The following is a 16,232-nucleotide window of genomic DNA, read 5'->3' on the forward strand; positions in this document are numbered from 1 at the left end:
AAGGCCGGGGCGCTGCACAGCGTCCCGGCCTTATCTATGCGTGGCGCGCGCCGCCGCGGTCAGATATGCAGCGCCTGTCCCAGGGCGCGCAGGCAGGCCTCTTGCAGGCCCTCGGACTGGGTCGGATGCGCGTGGATCGTCGCGCCGATGTCTTGCAGACAGGCGCCCATCTCAATAGCCAGCGAAAACGCTGCCGACATTTCCGAGATCCCTGCGCCGACGGCCTGAATGCCCAGCACCGCGTGATCCGCCTCGCGCCAGACGACGCGGATGAAACCGTCTTCGCGCTCGGTGGTCATGGCGCGGCCATTGGCGGCAAAGGGGAAATCGGTCGCCTTGCTGCCCTCAATCTCGCCCGGCAGGGCGCCACAGGTGACGATCTCGGGATCGGTGAAACAGACCGCCGGAATCGCGCGTTTATCCCAGTCGACCGCATGGCCCGCGACATGTTCGGCGACCATTTCGCCCTGCGCCATGGCGCGGTGGGCCAGCATCGGCTCGCCGGTCACGTCACCGATGGCGTAGATCCCGCGCATCGAGGTCTGGCAGGTCTTGTCGATGCGGATGAAGGGGCCGTTCAGGGTCAGCGCCAGCTCATCGATGCCGATGCCGGCGGTGCGGGGGCGACGGCCGACGGTGGCCAGCACCTTCTCCGCGGCGACGTCGCCCGCACTGGTCGCGAGCACCCCGTCCGCGTGGCCGCTGGCCTTGGCGCCGGTCAGCACGGTCACGCCCAGCTCTTCGAGCCGCTTGGCGACTGGCCGGGTCAGCGCCTTGTCGTAGGCGGGCAGGATGCTGCCCTCGGCCTCGACGATGGTGACCTTGGTGCCCAGCTTGGCAAAGACCGTGCCCAGCTCCAGCCCGATATAGCCGGCGCCGACCACCGCCATGGTCTCGGGCACCTCCGTCAGCGACAGCGCCTCGGTGGAGGACAGGATGTCGCCGCCAAAGGGAAGGAACGGCAGCTCCACCGGGGCCGAGCCGGAGGCAATCACGATGCGCTCGGCCCGGATGCGGGTCTCGGTTTCGCCGTTGCGCACCTGCACGGTCTTGCCGTCGAGAAAGCGCGCCTCGCCCTGGACCAGCTTGGCCCCGGCCTTGCGCATCAGCCCGGCGACGCCGCCGGTCAGCCGGTCGACGATGCCGTCTTTCCAGGCCACGGTTTTCGCAAGGTCGATCTGCGGCGTGCCGGCCGTGATGCCCAGCGGGCCGCTGTCCGCATGGGCGATCTTGTGGAATTCATCCGCCGCGTGGATCAGCGCCTTGGAGGGGATGCAGCCCACGTTCAGGCAGGTGCCGCCGGGGGCGGCCGCGTCCACCACGATGGTGTCGATGCCCAGCTGGCCTGCGCGGATGGCGCAGACATAGCCGCCGGGCCCGGCACCGATGATCAGCAGTTTACATTTCAGATCAGTCATTCAGCCCTCGACAAACAGCATTGCCGGAGATTCCAGCAGGGTTTTCAGTTTCTGCACGAACACCGCCGCATCCCAGCCATCGACGACGCGATGGTCGAAGGAGCACGACAGGTTCATCATCTTGCGCGGCTGGAACTGCTGGCCGTCCCAGACGGGGCGGATCTGCATCTTGTTGACGCCGACGATCGCCACCTCCGGGTGGTTGATGATCGGCGTGGTGGCAATCGCCCCCAAGGCCCCGAGCGAGGTGATGGTGATGGTGCCGCCCGACAGCTCCTCGCGCTTGATCGAGCCTTCGCGCGCGGCTTCTGCCAGGCGGGCCAGCTCACCGGCGTTGTCCCACAGGCTGCCCGCCTCGGCGTGGTGCACGACCGGCACGTTCAGCCCCTGCGGCGTCTGGGTGGCAATGCCGATATGGACGCCGCCGTGGCGGTGGATCACCCCGGCCTCGTCGTCAAAACGCGCGTTCAGGCCGGGCTGCTCGCGCACCGCCTCGACAATCGCGCGCATCAGGAACGGCAGCAGCGTCAGCTTGGGGCGTTCGCCCGCGTGCTTCTTGTTCAGCGCCGCGCGCAGGTCCTCCAGCGCGCCCATCTCGACCTCTTCGACGATCGTGATATGCGGGATCTGCCGTTTCGACAGCGCCATCTTCTCGGCAATCTTGCGGCGCATGCCGATGACCCGGATTTCCTCGACGCCGGTATTGCGGCCGCGCTGCACGCTGCCCTGCCGGATCCCGCCCGATGCAATCCAGTTGTCCAGATCCTCGTGGCTGATGCGCCCGGCGGGGCCGCTGCCCGGCACATGGCGCAGATCGACCCCTTCGGAGCGCGCCCGCGCCCGCACCGAGGGCGCGGCCAACGGTTTGTTGCCGCCGGGACCGGGCAGCCGGTGGCCCGGTTTCTTGGCCGCGGGGGCAGGGGCTGCGGGTTCGGGCTTGGCCTCCGGCTCCGGTGCTTCAGCCGCATCCTCCGGTTCTGCCGGTTTGGCGGTGTCAGGCTTGGCTGCGGGTTCGGCGAGCTTTTCCGCCGCCTTTGCCGCATCGGCGTTCTCGTTCCCGGCGCCGTCGACCTCGATGCGGACCAGCACAGAGCCGATCGCCATCATCTCGCCGATCTCGCCGCCCAGTTCCAGCACCTTGCCCGCCACCGACGAAGGCACCTCGACCGCGGCCTTGTCTGTCATCACCGCCGCCAGGATGTCATCCTCGCGCACGATGTCGCCGGGCTTCACGTGCCATTCGGTCAGCTCGGCCTCGGCAATGCCTTCCCCCACATCGGGGAGGCGCATGGCAAAAACACCCATCGGTTCAGCCCTCCATTACTTTTTTCAACGCCTCGCCCACACGGTCCGGGCCGGGGAAATACTCCCACTCCTGGGCATGCGGATAGGGCGTGTCCCAGCCAGTGACGCGGATCATCGGCGCCTCCAGGTGGTAAAAGCAGTTCTCCTGCACCAGGCTCATCAGCTCCGCACCGAAGCCGGAGGTGCGCGTCGCCTCATGCACGATCACGCAGCGGCCGGTCTTCTCGACCGAGGCAACAATGGTGTCCAGATCCAGCGGCAGCAGCGTGCGCAGGTCGATCACCTCGGCATCGACGCCGGTGGCCTCGGCGGCAGCTTCAGCCACATAGACCATGGTGCCATAGGCCAGCACCGTTACATCCGCGCCCTCGCGGGTGATGCTGGCCTTGCCAAGCGGCACGGTCTCGTGGCCCTCGGGCACCTCGCCCTTGGGGTGCTTCTTCCAGCTGGTGACGGGACGGTCGTGATAGCCATCAAACGGCCCGTTGTAGAGCCGCTTCGGCTCAAGGAAGATCACCGGATCGGGGTCTTCGATCGCCGACAGCAGCAGCCCCTTGGCGTCGCGCGGGTTGGAGGGCACCACCACCTTCAGGCCAGAAACATGGGTGAACAGCGCCTCCGGGCTTTGGCTGTGGGTCTGACCGCCGAAAATGCCGCCGCCGGTGGGCATGCGGATCACGATCGGGCAGGTGAAATCGGCGTTCGAGCGGTGCCGCAACCGCGCCGCCTCAGAGACGATCTGGTCATAGGCGGGATAGACATAGTCGGCGAACTGGATTTCGATCACCGGCTTCAGCCCGTAGGCCGCCATGCCGATGGCGGTGCCGACGATGCCGGACTCGTTGATCGGCGTATCGAAACAGCGGGATTTCCCGTATTTCTGTTGCAGCCCTGCGGTGCAGCGGAACACGCCGCCGAAAAAGCCGACATCCTCGCCAAAGACGACAACCCGGTCGTCGGCCGCCATGGCCACGTCATGGGCTTCGCGGATGGCTTCGATCATGGTCATGCTGGCCATCTCAGTACCCCGCTTCCTGACGCTGCCGGATCAGATGCGGCGGCATGGTTTCGTACACACCCTCGAACATGTCGCGCGGGCTGGGGGCACTGCCGTCGCCCAACGTGCCGATGGCCTCGGCCTGCTTCTGGGTGGCAATCACCGTATCCATCACTTCGGCCTCGGCCTGCTTGTGGCGCTCCTCGCTCCACTCGCCGATGGTGATGAGGTGCTTTTTCAGCCGCGTGATCGGGTCGCCCAGCGGCCAGGCGGCGGCTTCGTTCTTGTCGCGGTAGGCAGAGGGGTCGTCGCTGGTGGAATGGCCACCGGCGCGATAGGTCACATGCTCGATCAGCGTCGGCCCCAGCCCGCGCCGCGCGCGCTCAGCCGCCCATTTCGCAACCGCATGCACCGCAAGGTAGTCGTTGCCGTCCACCCGGATCGAGGCGATGCCAAAGCCGTGGCCGCGCGCCGCAAAGGTGCCCACCTCGCCGCGGGCGATGCCCTGAAAGGTCGAGATAGCCCATTGATTGTTGACGATGTTCAGCACCACCGGCGCGTCATAGGTGGAGGCAAAAACCATCGCCGAGTGAAAATCGCTCTCGGCGGTGGAGCCGTCGCCGATCCAGCCGGTGGCGATCTTGGTGTCGCCGGAAATCGCCGAGGCCATCGCCCAGCCCACCGACTGCACGAACTGGGTGCCGAGGTTGCCGGAGATCGAGAAGAACCCATGCTCGCGCGAGGAATACATGATCGGCAGCTGGCGGCCGTGCAGCGGATCATCGGCGTTGGAATAGATCTGGTTCATCATCGTCAGCATCGGATAGCCACCGGCGATCAGCAGCCCCGCCTGCCGGTAGGTTGGGAAGTTCATGTCCCCCGGTTGCAGCGCGGTGGCAAAGGCACAGGAGATCGCCTCTTCGCCCAAGTGCTGCATGTAGAAACTGGTCTTGCCCTGCCGCTGGGCGATCAGCAGCCGCGCATCAAAGGCGCGCAGGGTCAGCATGTGGCGCAGGCCGTCGCGCAGCTCCTCAGGGCTGAGGCTGCCCGCCCAGTCGCCCACCGCTTCGCCGTCCTTGTTCAGCACCCGCACAATGGAAAAGGCCATGTCTCGGATCTCATCCGGTTCCACATCGACCGGCGGACGTTTTACAGCCCCAGCGCGCGGGATTTCGAAATCGGAGAAATCAGGCGTGTCGCCCGGACGGCAGCCCGGCTCGGGCACATTCAGCGAAAGCGGCGGAAAATCATCACTCATGCGGATCCTCTTAGGTCTGGATGCATCCGGGGCGGGCGCGCGATAGGCCGCGCGCACCTGCGCCGTTCCCTCCAGATTAGCAAACCCGGCTGGTTGAAAAATCTCGAATCCGGGGGTAGGAAAGCAAAAATAGAGTGAAAATCACCACGAAAGGCGAAATGGGTGGCGGAAATAGCTACGGATGAGGTGGACCGGGAGATACTTCGCGCCCTGCGCGATGATGGGCGGATGCCGCTGGTGCAGCTTGCGGCGCGGGTCGGCCTTTCACAAACCCCCTGCAAGCGGCGTCTGCAGCGACTGGAAGAAAGTGGGTTGATTTCCGGCTACATGGCGCGCATCGACCGCAAGGCGGCGGGCTTTGGTATCACCGCTTTCGTGTCGGTCGAGCTGGAGCGGCAGGACGGGGACGAGATCGCCGATTTCCAGAAAAAGGTCAGTCGCTTTGACGAGGTGATCACCGGCACCCTGATGACGGGTGCGCAGGATTTCCTGCTGGAGATCGTGGTCGGCAGCCTAGAGGAGTTCGAGACCTTCCTGCAAACCAAGCTGCTGCGCATTTCCGGTATCCGCGCGGTGCGGTCGCGGTTTGCGCTGCGCAAGTTCATCGACCGCGCCCGCATCCCCTGACGGCCGGCCGGGCAGGGGATCAGGCGGCCTGGTTCAGCTCTCGGTCGGAGTCAGCAACTTGCCGTACATTTCCAGCAAAAAGCTCTCAGCCTCGGCGTAGCGGTTCTGCGCCTTGGCGGGGGCGATTTCCTCGATCTGGACGTCGAAATCGGCATAGTGCTGGGTGGTCGCCCAAATCGAAAACAGCAGGTGGTGCGGGTCGGTGGTGTTGATCCGCTCCTCCCGCATCCAGTCCTCCAGCACCATGATCTTGGCGTTGTACAGCTCTTTTAACGGGCCAAAGATCTCGCTGTGCGACTGTGGCAGCCCACTCAGCACCTCATTGGCGAAGAACTTGCTTTCCTTGGGGAAATTCTTGGAGATATCCAGCTTGCGGCGGATGTATTGGCGGATCTCGTCAATCGGGTCGCCATGCGGGCTCAGCATGCTCAGCGGTGCCATCCACAGCTGCAAGGTGCGCGACAGCAGCTCGCGGCGGATCGCATCCTTGCTCTCGAAATAATACAGCAGATTGGGCGTAGTCAGCCCGGCGTTCTTGGCGATCAGGTTGATTGACGCGCCGGAGGATCCGTGCTGGGCGAACACCTCCAGCGCGGAGGCCAGGATCTGTTCGGTCTTCTTCCGTTGGATCCGGGTCTTGGGCTTTTCCGATGCCATGCGCGCCATGCTAAATCCGCCAGTGGAAATTGTCAGGATGGCGCCCTATTGGCACAAGTCAATTCCCGTTGCCAGCGGTTGCGCCGGGTGGGTGGCCAATATCACAAAACGATTGCAATGGTGGGCACCCGCCGGGTCGGATGAAAAGCGGCGGGCAAAATGGGCTGCCCGCCGAAATCCCCTGCCCGGCGGGGTCTGTCCGGGCAGGGGGGGGAGTGCTTAGCGGAAGGCGGGGATGATTTTCTCGCCGTAGTCGGCGATGATCTTTTCCTCGTCGCCGCTGTCCAGGTAGATGTTGAACTGGGTGGTGCCGGCATCCGCCAGATCCCGGATCTTGGCGATATGCTCATCCGGGGTGCCCAGCACGCAGAAGCTCTTGACGATGTCTTCGGTGATGAAGTCCAGATAGGGGTTATCGCTCTGGCCGTGCTTGGAGTAGTCGTAGCCTTTGCGGTTCTTGATGTAGTCGGTCAGGCTGGTGGGCACGTGGTCACCATCGGTGCCGTATTTCTCCACGATATCAGCAACGTGGTTGCCGACCATGGCGGGGAACCACTTGGTCTTCTCGATGCCTTCCTCGATCGGGCCGGTGTGTGCGGGTGCCGCAGCCATCACGCGGTAGTTCGACATGTCGCGGCCTTCGGCCTCGCCACCGGCCTTGGCCTGATCTGCCAGCCATTTGATGATCTTGGGTTCGGCGATTTGCAGCACGACACCGTCGCCGACCTTGCCGGCAGAGGCCAGCGCCTTCGGACCGTATGCGCCGATCCAGACCGGCAGCTCATAGCCGTTGGCCCAGGGGAATTTCACCGGCTCGGGGCATTCGCCGTACTGGACTTCCTCGCCACGGATGAGATCCTTCACCACATGGGTGAACTCTTCCATCCGCTTGATGGTGGAGGGTTTCTTGCCCATCACCCGCACCGCGCTGTCGCCACGGCCAAGGCCGATGTCGAAGCGGCCGCCCGACTGTTTTGCCAGCGAGCCGAACAGCGAGGCCGCCACCGACCACTCGCGCGAGTTGGGGTTGGTCACCAGCGGACCAAAGCGCATCTTCTTGGTGTGCTCCATGCACATCGCCATGGCGACGAAGCTTTCGCGCCACAGGATGTGGCTGTCGTAGAACCAGCAATAGGTGAAGCCTGCGTTCTCGGCCTGACGGACCAGGGCGCGGGCGCGGTCGGGCTCAACGAACCCTTTAAAGCAAATACCGAATTCCATGTGTGTTTTCCTCCTCGTTGGAATTTTAGTGTGCGGGGGGGCAGATGCGGATACCGGCGTGGGTAAACGGCACTGCCTTGGAAATGTTCTGGCGGATCAGGATCGGGGTGATCGCCTCGATGCAGCGGGCCGCTTCGGCGTCGCCGGCGTTATAGGCTTCGACGTCCAGCGCGCGGACCAGCTCGATCACCTTCTTGCGGGCAGGCAGGCTGTTGCCGCAGATCAGGATGTCGCAGTTGATCGGCCAGTCCAGATTGTTCAGCGTGGTGGCCGAGACGTTGTGCAGCGCGCCGATCACCGGGATGTCGTCGCCCAGAAGCGCCTGCGCGGCCTCGGTGGCGGAGCCTTCGGGCGGCATGTCGACCTTCTTGGGGTCGCCGTCTTTCAGCGGCACCACGATGTCGACCAGGATCTTGCCGGCCAGGTGCGGCTTCAGCGCCTCCAGCGTGGCATTATGGGCAGAGAACGGCACCGCCAGCACCACCATTTCATCGGCGGCCTTGGTTGCCGCCTCATTGTCCAGACCTTCGATCTGGGCGGCGCCTTCGGGCAGTTTTGCCATCAGGTCGGCCGCGATGCCGGCGCTGCGCGCCCCATCGCGCGACCCCAGCGCCACGGCGATTCCGGCGCGGGCAAAGCGCAGCGCCAGACCCTGGCCTTGCGGCCCGGTGCCGCCAATGATTGCGATTGTCATCTGAACATATCCTCCTGTTTTTTCCGTATTATGTCGGCGCCGCGGCTGCTGGTGGGCTGCCAGTCCAGCCCCCGCAGCAGCACCGCCGGTGTTTTTCCGTTCTTGCGCACCACCAGCCCCGAAGCGGCGGAGATCTCATCCGCCAGCGCCGGTTCGGTGACCATCAGGGGCCGCCCCCAGGCGTCCAGGTTGCCCTGCTCCTGAATGGTGGCGGGGACCTTCGACAGGCCAATCGCCACGTTGATCTGGCCCAGTCGCCAGGGACGGCCGAAGGTGTCGGTCATCACCACGCCGGTCTGCACGCCAAACCGCTCCGCCAGCGCCTGTTGCACCCGTGTACAGCTGGCATCCGGGTCGGCGGGCAGCACCATGGCTGCGTCTTCCTCGCCGAAGTTGGATTCATCCACCGCCGCATTGGCCGAGATGAACCCCAGCCGGTGTTCGCAGATCATCGTGCCGCTGGGCTGGTCGGGGCGGCGAAAGGCGCGCACCACGCGGGTGCTTTCGCGCAGCACGATCTCGACCTTGCGGGGATCCTTGTTCAGCTCCTCGCCGTATTTGATCGCCTCATCCGACGGGGTGACCGTGGACAGCGGGATGATGCAGCCCTCCGCCTTGGAGAACACCTTCTGGGCGATGCACAGGATGTCGCCGTCCTGTGGGGACAATCCGGCCTGTTCCAGGCAATCGCCCAGAATTGCGGCCAGATCGTCGCCGTTCTGGATGTCGGGAATGCCGGGCACGGCGGTGATTGAGACGGACAGGCTCATCGTGCGGCCTCCTGCATCAGAAGCTGGGGTTGATGGCTCAGGAGGTCTTGCAGGTCGCTGACGGTGTCCACATCTGCGCGCAGGCTGGCCAGCGGCAGCATCACCGGGCACAGGCCTGCGGCCTCGGCGGCCTGGCGGTGGGCGACCACCGATTTCACCCCATAGGCGAAACGGAACGGGCAGGGCAGCGGCGCCAGCAGCGCATTGGTGCCCAGATCATCCGCCGGGCACAGCACCATCTTGCCGCCCGCCAGGTCATGGCTCAGCAGCCGGGCCAGCTCTGTCGGCTTTGGCGCGGCAAGGTCGCCGGGCAGGACGCAGATCGCGGCGTAACCGCGGGTTGCGGCCCAATCGGCCGCCATGTCCAGCGCCTCCGACAGGCCGCGCGGGCGCCCCTCGTCGATCAGCAGCAGCCCCATGGCCTGCGCCAGCCGGGTGATTTTCGGGCTGGAGGTCACCACCGCAATCTCCACCCCGGCGCCGGGCAGCTGCGCCAGCGCCTCTTGCAGGCGGGTAACGGTGGCGCGGAACAGGGTCAGCGCCAGCGTTGCGCGTTTCTGCGGGGTCAGCGTCGGGTCCAGCCGGGTCTTGGCGCGGGCGGGATCCTTCATCGGGATCACCACCAGGCGCTTGCCGCTGCGGGCCACGGCGCTCATGCCATCACCTCTGTCGCTGCGGGCGCAAGACACAGATCGACCACCTCGCGCGCCAGCCGGGCCTTGTCGGCCTTGTCTTTCATCAGGATGTGGTTGCAGACCGGTGTCATGCCATGGGCGCGGATCTCGTCACCCAGACCCTCGTCCTGATGGTCGATCACCAGGGTCTGCGCAAGCCCAGCATAGCGTTCGGCCACGCCCGCCGCATCGGCCCGCAGCCCCAGCGCCGCCATCATCCGGTCAGCCGGCCCTTTGACGACCTTGCCCGCAATGAAGGGGCTGACCGCCACCTTGAAGGCAGACGCCGCGCGCAGGGCGGCCTTGATACCTGGGGTTTCCAGCAGCGGCGCGATGCTGACCAGTGGATTCGACGGCGCGATCACGATCAGATCCGCTCCGGCAATGGCCGCCAGCGCCTCTGGCGTCGGGCGGGCCTGTTCGATTCCGTCAAAGGCCAGCTCGCGCACCTCCGGTGCGCAGCGTTCGCGCACGAAATACTCCTGGAAGCTCAGCCAGCCCGCATCAGTGCGCACCCGGGTCTGGACCCGGTCATCCGTCGGCAGCAGGATCTCTGCGCCAACCCCAAAGGCACGCGCGACGTCGCGGGCGATCACGCTGGGCCGCTCACCGCGCAGCCGCCGCATGGTGCGGTGGATGTGCAGGCCAAAGTCGCGGTCGCCCAGCGACATCCAGGTGTCGTTGCCCAGTTTCGTCAGCGTGTCCAGCGCCCGATGGCTTTCATCCGCCACGCCCCAGCCCTGGTTGCGATCAATCACATCGGCCAGGCTGTAGGTCAGCGTGTCGATGTCCGGCGACACCCACAGCCCGTGGAATTCGTCGTCATCCGCCACATTGCCGATCACCGACAGCGCCACATCCGGCAGCGCCGCCAGCCCCTCGGCCATCTTGGCACCGCCGACGCCGCCGGCCAGCAGCGTGACCTTGTGCTTGCCCGCGCCGCTCATTCCGCGGCCTCCAGCGTGCTGCGCTCGGGGAACATCTCGAGGAACGCCAGCGGGTCGCTGCCCTGCCGGTCCACCAGCGGCGCCAGTTCTTCCGGGTCGTGATCGTCATAGACGTCGCGGATCTCATAGATGGTGTTGCGGCGCACCGGCACCCGGCCCGCGGCGCGGATGATCTGCGTCAGCTCGCGCGCGGTGATTTCCTGCCCGTGACCGGATCCTGCCGCGCGCGAGATGCTCTCGTTCATCAGCGTGCCGCCGAGGTCGTTGACGCCGCGCGACAGCATCTGCTGCGCCCGTGCGGCCCCCAGCTTGGTCCAGCTCACCTGTATGTTGTCGATCCAGCCGTGCAGCATGATGCGCGCAACGGCATGCATCAGGTCCACCTCCAGCGCGGTGGGGCCGGGGCGCACCTTGTCCGGGTTCTGCGCCCACAGGGGCGATTCGGTATGCACAAAGGACAGCGGCACCAGTTCGGTGAAGCCGCCGGTGTCCTTCTGAATGTCACGCAGCAGGCGGATGTGGGCGGCCCAATGCTCTGGCCCGTCGATGTGGCCGTACATGATGGTGGAGGTGGTCGGGATGCCGACCTCGTGCGCGGCGCGGATGATCTCCACCCATTTCTCGGCACTCAGCTTGTTCTTGGTCAGCTGCATGCGCACGTCGGTATCAAGAATCTCCGCCGCGGTGCCGGGCATCGACCCCAGCCCGGCCTCCTTCAGATCCGCCAGGAAGTCATGATAGGACATCTTGGTCTTGGACGCGCCGTACCAGATTTCGAACGGCGAAAACGCATGGATGTGCATGTCCGGCAGGGCTGCCTTGATCGCGCGCACGATGTCCCGGTAATAGGTGCCTTCCATTTTGGGGTGGAGGCCTCCCTGAATGCAGACTTCGGTGGCGCCGCGGTCCCAGGCCTGCTGGGCGCGTTCGACAATCTGTTCCGGCTCCAGCCACTCGGCGTCCTTGTCCTCGCTGCGCTTGGCAAAGCCGCAGAAGCGGCAACCCATGTAGCAGATGTTGGTGAAGTTGATGTTGCGGTTCACCACAAACGACACGTGGTCGCCATTGGCGCGGCGGCGCAGCTCATCCGCGGTGGCATAGACAGCCTCGGCATCGGCGCCGTTGGTGCGGAACAGCTCGACGCCTTCCGCCTCGGAGACCTCGCCGCCTTCCAGCGCCATTTCCAGGATTGTGCGAATCGGGGCCGACGCTCCGGCGATGGCCGCGGGCAGGGCGGAGGGCGGGGCTGCAAACTTCTCGGCTGGGTGCTGAAGGGTCATGCTGTCTCTCCGATGTGGCGTTGATCGCGGGCCAGCCCGCCGGGTCCGGCCATATCGACGGCGCGGGCCAGAATGGCGGGGTTGATGAAGTCCTGTTCGCGGGTCAGGTAGCGCGGGTAGACGGTCAGCCGCTCGCGCAGCTCGAATCCCGCCTGGGTGCTGGACTGTGCCAGTGCCCGGATTTCCGGCCATTCGTGCTGCGGGTTGATAAAGTCGATGGTGACCGGCGAAATCCCGCCCCAATCGTTGATACCTGCCTCCAGATAGGCAATGTGCCGCGCGCTCAGATTCGGCGGCGCCTGCAGGCTGATGTCCGGCGACAGGATGATCCGGGCGGCCGCAATCGTGCGCAGCATGTCCTCCAACGCAGGTTCCGGGTGGTTGGCCATCTCGATATCCGGCTTGCGCTGGAAGTTCTGGATGATGACCTCCTGGATATGACCGTGGCGGGCGTGGGCGTCGTTGATCGCGTGCAGCGCCTCGATCCGCTCGGCAAAGCTCTCGCCGATGCCGATCAACAGGCCGGTGGTGAACGGGACCTGTTTTTCGCCAGCGCGTTCCAGCGTGCGCAGCCGTTGCACCGGCACCTTGTCGGGGCAGGCGTAATGCGGCTGGCCCTTGCGGGTCAGGCGGCGGCTGACGGTTTCCAGCATCATTCCCATCGAGGCCGAGACCGGGCGCAACACGTCGATCTCGTCATCGGTCAGCGTGCCGGCGTTCACATGCGGCAGCAGGCTGGTCTCGCTCAGCACCAGGTCGCACATGTCGCGCAGGTAGTCTGTCAGCCGTGCATAGCCCAAGTGCTCCAGCCCTTTGCGCGCCTTCTCGTAGCGCAGCTCAGGCTTCTCGCCGAGGCTGAACAGCAGCTCCTTGCAGCCCTCGCGCTCGCCCTTCTTGGCGGTGGCCAGCACCTGCTCAGGCGTCATGATGTTTGCCTCCGGCGAATCCGGGTGCTTGACGAAGGTGCAGTAGCCGCAGGTGTCGCGGCACATGTTGGTCAGCGGCACGAATGCCTTGCGCGAATAGGTGACCGTGCGGCCCCAATGGGTGTCGCGGATCCGGGCGGCGCGCATCATCAGGGCGCGCAAATCTCCGGTCTCCGCCCAGGCGGTGCCTGTGCTGAGCGTTTGAATGGTCATGGGGTCCTCCCTGTGCCTCTCAGACTGTGGAGAAGGGCGTCACCTGTCAAATATTTTTTTATCACTAGATCAAAAAAACTACCGCAAAACGCAGATTGGCCCATCTAGAAGGCTGTTTTAAAACTGCAAAAAATCTAAGCCGGAAAAATTATTGACTACTAAGTAAAAGGATCAAATACTTTCTCTCAATCGCAGCCCCCGTTTTCACGGCCAGGGCAGCGCAAAGGGAGGACATCAAAGTGCTTATTGGAACGCCGAAGGAAACGGCGAATGGAGAGGCGCGCGTTGCGCTGACGCCGGACTCGGCGCGGCAGTTGCAGAAGCTGGGCTACACTTGCGCGATTGAGAGCGGGGCCGGGGCGGCGGCGGGGTTTTCGGATGCCGCCTACGCCGAGGCAGGCGTCGAGATCGTCAAGACCGCCGCGCAGCTTTGGAAAACCGCGGATATCATCGCCAAGGTGCGCCAGCCGAACGAGACCGAGCTGAAACGGCTGACCAAGGGCAAGACGCTGATTTCCTTCTTCAACCCCGCAGGCAACGACGCGGGCATGGAGGCCGCGAAGGCGAAGGGCGCCAATGTCATCGCGATGGAAATGGTGCCGCGGATCTCCCGCGCCCAGAAGATGGATGCGCTGTCCTCCATGGCCAATATCGCGGGCTACCGCGCCGTCATTGAGGCGGGCAACAACTTCGGCCGCTTCTTCACCGGCCAGATCACCGCCGCAGGCAAGGTGCCGCCCGCCAAGGTGCTGGTGGTCGGCGCCGGTGTGGCGGGGCTGGCCGCGATCGGCACCTCCACGTCCCTGGGCGCGGTCACCTATGCCTTTGACGTGCGGCCCGAAGTGGCCGAGCAGGTGGAATCGATGGGCGCCGAATTCGTCTATCTCGATTTCGAGGAAGAGCAGCAGGACGGCGCCGCCACCGGCGGCTATGCATCTGTATCCTCGCCGGAATTCCGCGAAGCGCAGCTGGCCAAGTTCCGCGAGCTGGCGCCCGAGATGGACATCGTCATCACCACCGCGCTGATCCCCAACCGCGAAGCGCCCGAGCTGTGGACCGAGGACATGGTCGCGGCGATGAAGCCGGGCTCGGTGATCGTCGACCTCGCGGCGGAGAAGGGCGGCAACTGCAAGCTGACCGTTGCGGATGAGAAGATCGTCACCGACAATGGCGTCACCATCATCGGCTACACCGATTTCCCCAGCCGGATGGCGGCGCAGGCCTCGACGCTTTATGCCACCAACATCCGCCACATGATGACCGACCTGACCCCCGAGAAGGACGGCCAGATCAATCATGACATGGAGGATGACGTGATCCGCGGCGCCACCGTGGCCTTTGCGGGCGAGATCACCTTCCCGCCGCCGCCGCCCAAGGTGCAGGCGATCGCCGCCAAGCCCAAGGAGGCCGTGCCGGAGCCGACGCCGGAGGAGAAACGCGCCGCCGAAGTGGCCGCCTTCAAGGCGCAGACCAAGAGCCAGGTCACCCTGCTGGCGGGCGGGGGCGCGCTGTTGCTGCTGGTGGGGCTGTTTGCGCCCGCGAGCTTCATGCAGCATTTCATCGTCTTTGCGCTGGCCTGTTTCGTGGGCTTCCAGGTGATCTGGGGGGTGGCGCACAGCTTGCACACGCCTTTGATGGCGGTCACCAACGCGATCTCCTCGATCATCATCCTGGGCGCCCTGATGCAGATCGGATCCGGCAGCTGGCTGGTGATTCTGCTCGCAGCGCTCAGCGTGTTCATGGCCGGAATCAACATCTTCGGCGGCTTCCTCGTCACCCGGCGCATGCTCGCCATGTTCCAGAAATCCTAAGGAGGCCGAACAGATGGATTACGGTTTCACCACCGCCGCCTATGTCGTTGCGGCTGTTCTTTTCATCCTGTCGCTTGGCGGCCTGTCGAACCAGGAAAGCGCCAAACGCGCGGTGTGGTACGGCATCGCGGGCATGGCGCTGGCGGTCTTTGCCACGCTGATCGGGCCGGGCTCCGGCCTGTGGCTGCTGTCGGTCCTGCTGATCGCGGGCGGCGGCATCATCGGCACTTATGTTGCGAAAAAGGTGCAGATGACCGAGATGCCGCAGCTGGTGGCGGCGATGCATTCGCTGGTCGGTCTGGCGGCGGTCTTTGTCGGCTTCATCGCCCATTTCGAGATCGGCAATGTGGCCGCGGCCGTGGCGGCGGGCAGCACCGAAGACCTCGGCACTTTCGCCAAGCTGATTGCCAAGAAAACCCCGGCCGAGATCGGGTTTCTGCGGGTTGAGCTGTACCTGGGCATCTTCATCGGCGCGATCACCTTTACCGGCTCGGTGATTGCCTTTGGCAAGCTGGCGGGCAAGGTCACCTCCGCCGCGACCAAGCTGCCGGGCGGTCACGCGCTGAACGCCGGTGCCGCGGCGCTGTCGTTCATCTGCCTGATCTGGTACTTCAATTCGGGCGGCTTCCTGCCGCTGTTCGTGATGACGCTGGCGGCCCTGTTCATCGGCTACCACCTGATCATGGGCATCGGCGGCGCCGACATGCCGGTGGTGGTCTCGATGCTGAACAGTTACTCCGGCTGGGCGGCGGCGGCGATTGGCTTCTCCTTGGGCAATGACCTGCTGATCGTGGTCGGCGCGCTGGTGGGTTCTTCGGGCGCGATCCTCAGCTACATCATGTGCAAGGCGATGAACCGCTCGTTTGTCAGCGTGATCCTCGGCGGCTTTGGCGGCAGCACCGGGCCTGCGATGGAGGTCGAGGGCGAGCAGATCGCGATCGATGCCGAGGGCGTGGCGCAGGCGCTGGAGGAGGCCGATTCGGTCATCATCATCCCCGGCTACGGCATGGCGGTGGCGCAGGCGCAGCAGAACGTCGCCGAGCTGACCCGCCGCCTGCGCGCCAAGGGCAAAGAGGTGCGCTTTGCCATCCACCCGGTGGCGGGCCGTCTGCCGGGTCACATGAACGTGCTGCTGGCCGAGGCCAAGGTGCCCTACGACATCGTGCTGGAGATGGACGAGATCAACGACGACTTCCCGCAGACCGATGTGGCGATTGTCATTGGCTCCAACGACATCGTGAACCCGGCGGCGCAGGAGGATCCGAACTCCCCCATCGCGGGCATGCCGGTGCTGGAGTGCTGGAAGGCGAAACAGGTGTTCGTCTCCAAGCGCGGCCAGGGCACCGGCTACTCCGGCATCGAGAACCCGCTGTTCTTCAAGGACAACACCCGCATGTTCTACGGCGACGCCAAGCAAAGCCTCGACACGCTGCT

At 65.1% G+C, this 16,232-nt stretch carries 15 protein-coding genes; 3 read left to right on the forward strand and 12 right to left on the reverse strand.

What is annotated here, in order from left to right; genetic code table 11:
• Positions 1-59: 59 nt before the first annotated feature.
• The 4 genes from lpdA to AC0IPL_RS21420 are packed head-to-tail and all read right to left on the reverse strand — an operon-like array spanning position 60 to position 4,978.
• A complete protein-coding gene (gene lpdA, locus AC0IPL_RS21405) occupies positions 60-1,418 on the reverse strand; it encodes a dihydrolipoyl dehydrogenase (protein WP_474277216.1) in 1,359 nt (452 codons plus the stop codon).
• A complete protein-coding gene (locus AC0IPL_RS21410) occupies positions 1,419-2,723 on the reverse strand; it encodes a dihydrolipoamide acetyltransferase family protein (protein ID WP_474277218.1) in 1,305 nt (434 codons plus the stop codon).
• Between the two features lie 4 nt (positions 2,724-2,727).
• Positions 2,728-3,741: an alpha-ketoacid dehydrogenase subunit beta gene (locus AC0IPL_RS21415; protein WP_474277220.1), complete on the reverse strand. Its 1,014-nt coding sequence runs from the start codon at positions 3,739-3,741 to the stop codon at positions 2,728-2,730.
• Position 3,742: 1 nt separating this feature from the next.
• Positions 3,743-4,978 (reverse strand): thiamine pyrophosphate-dependent enzyme, encoded by a 1,236-nt coding sequence (locus tag AC0IPL_RS21420; protein WP_474277222.1) that lies wholly within the window; start codon positions 4,976-4,978, stop codon positions 3,743-3,745.
• A gap of 162 nt (positions 4,979-5,140) precedes the next feature.
• Here AC0IPL_RS21420 and AC0IPL_RS21425 point away from each other — a divergent pair, with 162 nt between their 5' ends.
• Positions 5,141-5,605 (forward strand): Lrp/AsnC family transcriptional regulator, encoded by a 465-nt coding sequence (locus AC0IPL_RS21425; RefSeq protein WP_474277224.1) that lies wholly within the window; start codon positions 5,141-5,143, stop codon positions 5,603-5,605.
• A gap of 33 nt (positions 5,606-5,638) precedes the next feature.
• On the opposite strand, the gene AC0IPL_RS21430 is transcribed toward AC0IPL_RS21425, so the two are convergent.
• The 8 genes from AC0IPL_RS21430 to cofG all read right to left on the reverse strand — a co-directional run bounded on the left by AC0IPL_RS21430 (position 5,639) and on the right by cofG (position 12,987).
• The gene (locus AC0IPL_RS21430) at positions 5,639-6,271 is read right to left on the reverse strand and encodes a TetR family transcriptional regulator C-terminal domain-containing protein (RefSeq protein WP_474277226.1); all 633 of its coding nucleotides are present in this window, start codon (positions 6,269-6,271) and stop codon (positions 5,639-5,641) included.
• A gap of 210 nt (positions 6,272-6,481) precedes the next feature.
• Positions 6,482-7,483 (reverse strand): TIGR03842 family LLM class F420-dependent oxidoreductase, encoded by a 1,002-nt coding sequence (locus tag AC0IPL_RS21435; protein ID WP_474277228.1) that lies wholly within the window; start codon positions 7,481-7,483, stop codon positions 6,482-6,484.
• Positions 7,484-7,508: 25 nt separating this feature from the next.
• Complete coding sequence (gene npdG / locus AC0IPL_RS21440) at positions 7,509-8,177, reverse strand: NADPH-dependent F420 reductase (RefSeq protein ID WP_474277230.1); 669 nt, start codon at positions 8,175-8,177, stop codon at positions 7,509-7,511.
• A complete protein-coding gene (cofE, locus tag AC0IPL_RS21445; RefSeq protein WP_474277232.1) occupies positions 8,174-8,947 on the reverse strand; it encodes a coenzyme F420-0:L-glutamate ligase in 774 nt (257 codons plus the stop codon). The genes npdG and cofE overlap by 4 nt, the downstream gene beginning before the upstream one ends.
• A complete protein-coding gene (cofC, locus tag AC0IPL_RS21450) occupies positions 8,944-9,603 on the reverse strand; it encodes a 2-phospho-L-lactate guanylyltransferase (RefSeq protein WP_474277234.1) in 660 nt (219 codons plus the stop codon). The genes cofE and cofC overlap by 4 nt, the downstream gene beginning before the upstream one ends.
• A complete protein-coding gene (gene cofD / locus AC0IPL_RS21455) occupies positions 9,600-10,568 on the reverse strand; it encodes a 2-phospho-L-lactate transferase (protein ID WP_474277236.1) in 969 nt (322 codons plus the stop codon). The genes cofC and cofD overlap by 4 nt, the downstream gene beginning before the upstream one ends.
• Positions 10,565-11,848, reverse strand: coding sequence for a 5-amino-6-(D-ribitylamino)uracil--L-tyrosine 4-hydroxyphenyl transferase CofH (gene cofH, locus AC0IPL_RS21460; protein WP_474277238.1), 1,284 nt, complete (start codon positions 11,846-11,848; stop codon positions 10,565-10,567). Before cofH ends, cofD begins: the two co-directional genes overlap by 4 nt.
• Positions 11,845-12,987 carry a 7,8-didemethyl-8-hydroxy-5-deazariboflavin synthase CofG gene (gene cofG / locus AC0IPL_RS21465; protein ID WP_474277240.1) on the reverse strand — a complete coding sequence of 381 codons (1,143 nt, stop codon included), beginning with the start codon at positions 12,985-12,987 and terminating at the stop codon, positions 11,845-11,847. Before cofG ends, cofH begins: the two co-directional genes overlap by 4 nt.
• A 239-nt stretch (positions 12,988-13,226) precedes the next feature.
• On the opposite strand from cofG, the gene AC0IPL_RS21470 reads away from it, so the two are divergent.
• Positions 13,227-14,798, forward strand: a complete 1,572-nt coding sequence (locus AC0IPL_RS21470) for a Re/Si-specific NAD(P)(+) transhydrogenase subunit alpha (RefSeq protein ID WP_474277242.1) — start codon at positions 13,227-13,229, stop codon at positions 14,796-14,798.
• A 13-nt stretch (positions 14,799-14,811) separates the two neighbouring features.
• On the forward strand, positions 14,812-16,232 hold a 1,421-nt coding region (locus AC0IPL_RS21475), incomplete at its 3' end, for an NAD(P)(+) transhydrogenase (Re/Si-specific) subunit beta (protein ID WP_474273184.1).

It is taken from the genome of Leisingera sp. SA32 (genome assembly GCF_056033425.1).

Coding starts and splice junctions, on each gene's coding strand:
- lpdA (WP_474277216.1), bottom strand. CDS start 1,418: ATGACTGATCTGAAATGTAAACTGCTGATCATCGGTGCCGGGCCCGGC.
- AC0IPL_RS21410 (WP_474277218.1), bottom strand. CDS start 2,723: ATGGGTGTTTTTGCCATGCGCCTCCCCGATGTGGGGGAAGGCATTGCC.
- AC0IPL_RS21415 (WP_474277220.1), bottom strand. CDS start 3,741: ATGGCCAGCATGACCATGATCGAAGCCATCCGCGAAGCCCATGACGTG.
- AC0IPL_RS21420 (WP_474277222.1), bottom strand. CDS start 4,978: ATGAGTGATGATTTTCCGCCGCTTTCGCTGAATGTGCCCGAGCCGGGC.
- AC0IPL_RS21430 (WP_474277226.1), bottom strand. CDS start 6,271: ATGGCGCGCATGGCATCGGAAAAGCCCAAGACCCGGATCCAACGGAAG.
- AC0IPL_RS21435 (WP_474277228.1), bottom strand. CDS start 7,483: ATGGAATTCGGTATTTGCTTTAAAGGGTTCGTTGAGCCCGACCGCGCC.
- npdG (WP_474277230.1), bottom strand. CDS start 8,177: ATGACAATCGCAATCATTGGCGGCACCGGGCCGCAAGGCCAGGGTCTG.
- cofE (WP_474277232.1), bottom strand. CDS start 8,947: ATGAGCCTGTCCGTCTCAATCACCGCCGTGCCCGGCATTCCCGACATC.
- cofC (WP_474277234.1), bottom strand. CDS start 9,603: ATGAGCGCCGTGGCCCGCAGCGGCAAGCGCCTGGTGGTGATCCCGATG.
- cofD (WP_474277236.1), bottom strand. CDS start 10,568: ATGAGCGGCGCGGGCAAGCACAAGGTCACGCTGCTGGCCGGCGGCGTC.
- cofH (WP_474277238.1), bottom strand. CDS start 11,848: ATGACCCTTCAGCACCCAGCCGAGAAGTTTGCAGCCCCGCCCTCCGCC.
- cofG (WP_474277240.1), bottom strand. CDS start 12,987: ATGACCATTCAAACGCTCAGCACAGGCACCGCCTGGGCGGAGACCGGA.